Origin of the sequence: Thermogutta sp. (assembly GCF_014359955.1) — a bacterium.
In the GTDB taxonomy this organism is placed as follows: Bacteria; Planctomycetota; Planctomycetia; order Pirellulales; family Thermoguttaceae; genus Thermogutta.
The window spans coordinates 1-2,612 of the sequence record NZ_JACIYL010000643.1; the positions used below are offsets into that span (position 1 = coordinate 1).

The following is a 2,612-nucleotide window of genomic DNA, read 5'->3' on the forward strand; positions in this document are numbered from 1 at the left end:
GAGACACCAGGCGGATTCTCCTTTTCTCCAGTCAGGCGACGTGGGGAGGCGGCGAGGAGCAGCTTCGCCTGCTGGCCGAAGGCCTGGCGGGTTCAGGCTGGACGGTGCTGACGGCGGCCCCCACTCAAAGCCGCCTGGCCCAGCACCTTGAGGAAGCCGGTCAGACGGTGAAAATGCTCCGTGGCCGCGGACGAGGCCCCCAGGGTTGGTGGCAGCTCCGGCGAACCCTGCGAGACTTTCGCCCTCACGTCTTCTGGATGAATGATCCGCACGCCATTGTGCATGGGCTGGTGGCCGCCATTGGCCTGCGGCTCATCCGCGTGGGTGCCCGACGGACGATCTTTCCCCTCCGATCCGGAAGGCTTTATCGATGGGGTCTCCACTGTGTGGTCTGTCCCTCGCGGGCTTCGGCAGAAGCATGTCAAGCAGCGGGGATCCCTGCCTCGCGCATCGCCGTGATCCATGACGGCGTGGATCCTCGACGCCTGGCATCCGCGGACAGACAACGCGGTCGGGAGAAGCTTCGGCAACTGGTCAACCTGTCGCTGCAAGCCGATTCCGCGGTCTTCATCATCCACGTGGGAAAACTCACACCCGCCAAGGGACAGGACGATCTTCTCGAGGCTTTTGCCGGCGTGGCATCCGCCTTTCCGGAAAGTTTTCTCGTGCTGGTCGGCGAAGGCGAACAGCGTCCTGCTCTGGAAGCCCGCATTCACACGCTGGATTTGGACGGTCGGGCTGTGCTGGCGGGATTTCGCGAGGACGTGCTGGACCTCATGGCCGGTGCCGATCTCTTCGTTTTTCCATCCCGGCAGGAAGGTCTCGGCGGTGCGCTGATGGAAGCCCTCTTTCTGGGGCTTCCGGTGATCGCCTCCACAGCGGGCGGGATCCCTGAGCTATTCGAGGGACTGCAGGACGCGTCCTCTGTTGTCCGTCTGGTGCCGCCGGGCGACGTAGCCGCGTTACGGAGCGCTCTGGAGCAATCACTCCAACTGGATCTCGGCGCTCGCCGTCGCTGGGGAGAACAGGCCCAAGCGTACGCCCGTGAGCGTTTCGCTGCGTCACGGATGGTGGAGCAAACGGCGGCGCTTCTGGACCGTCTCGTGGCAGAAAACACTCACTGACCGGCCCTCAGCGCGAGCTGGGCATACCGCTGAGGATTCTGTCGAAAACGAGCCAGCGACTGAATACCGGAGAACATGTAAAGACGCCCATCATACACGACGCAGTGCTCGATCTTGCCATCCACCCGAAGACCCTGGTCGAAAAACGCCACAGGGTCTTTCCCGTCGAGAACCGGGGCATACCGTTCCGGATTCGTCTGAAACTTCCGCTTTTGGGCGGCACCGGCACAGTAATAGACCTGCCCGCGATATTCCACCGCGAACCGTTCTTCCCCTTTCATCCAGGTTTCGTTTTCTACCAACTCGACAGGACAATATCCGCCCAGCGCGGGTGTCTTGGGGCGTGGAGTGCTCTCCTGAGCAGGAGCCGTGGTGCGAGCTGGGCCCACGCTTGTGGGAGGCGTTGCGCCTGCCGCGACGTAACCGGCCGGTGAGACCGACTGCGTCGGTGAAGAATCCTCGGCCCATACTGTGTCTGAAACAGGCGGTGCTGACACAGCCGGCGGAGGATTCACAGAGGCTGCCACCGTAAGGGCGGCCGGGGAGGGCGCAGGCTCCGGCAGAAACTGACCCTGAGGGGCAGGGCCGGGGGCAGACCCCAACATTCGCCCGGGAAGAGACGGCACGCGACTCACAGCCAGCTTATCTGGAGCAGGGTCGATCCTTGGCCCTCCGTTCGGCGTGGCCGCCGGAGTGACTGTCGGGTTGGTGATCACTAGCGGCACGTTCGCCGTGGCATTCGCGAGAGGAGCTGCCGTCCTCTGCGATGGTAGCAGGATCTCCGTGGTGGCCGGGGGCAGGCCGGTGGCCTCGCTATTCGTGGGAATTTGGGCAGAGAGCGCAGGCCCGTCGGGAAGCAAGACCGATGAAGCACCCTCGGAAGAAGCCCCCGGCGTCGGTGGCACCGCTGGGGCCGGAGGAGATACTGGAGGTGCTCCCTGGGGAACCGGAGCCGGCGGCTGTGTCCCTGGACCGGGTAATCCTGGCGACTGCGGCAACGATGCCGGCGGAGCAGGTTCGGTTTGGAACGGAGAAGCGGCAGGAGGGTTGGTCTCATTCATGGGCGTGGGCACTCCCGCCCCTGTCGGCGGAACTTGTTGGTTTTGCATTTCCCCCGGGCCGACTCCGCCGGGAAGATCTGGAGCAGGAACGGCCGGTTCCAGAGGTGCTGGTTCGGGAAACGCCTGTCCCGGCTTGGGAATAATGGGCTCCAATTTCTCGTGGGGCAAGACGGGAGGAGTCTCGCCGGCCGGCCGCCTGATCGGCTCCGCACCGATCGATTGAGGGAAGTGGATATCCGGCCGAGTTTCCCCCGGCCACGGCCGCCAACGCGTGGGGTAGTGCCCAAAAAACTGCACATTCGCCTGGCAGGTTGGACACCCGTAGATAGTTTGGGCGATGGCCCCCGGCGCAGGGCCAGCCGTCAACCCCGCCATCACACAGAAAACACCCGCTGATCGCCAGAACATCCCTCGCCGCTCCATTTTC

At 64.2% G+C, this 2,612-nt stretch carries 2 protein-coding genes; one reads left to right on the forward strand and one right to left on the reverse strand.

Annotated features, from left to right (window positions below; translation table 11 throughout):
• The coding region (locus tag H5U08_RS15370) for a glycosyltransferase (protein ID WP_297034988.1) at positions 1-1,124 on the forward strand (1,124 nt) is incomplete at its 5' end.
• Here the strand turns inward: H5U08_RS15370 and H5U08_RS15375 are convergent.
• The coding region (locus tag H5U08_RS15375) for a hypothetical protein (RefSeq protein ID WP_297034990.1) at positions 1,118-2,612 on the reverse strand (1,495 nt) is incomplete at its 5' end. The genes H5U08_RS15370 and H5U08_RS15375 overlap by 7 nt on opposite strands.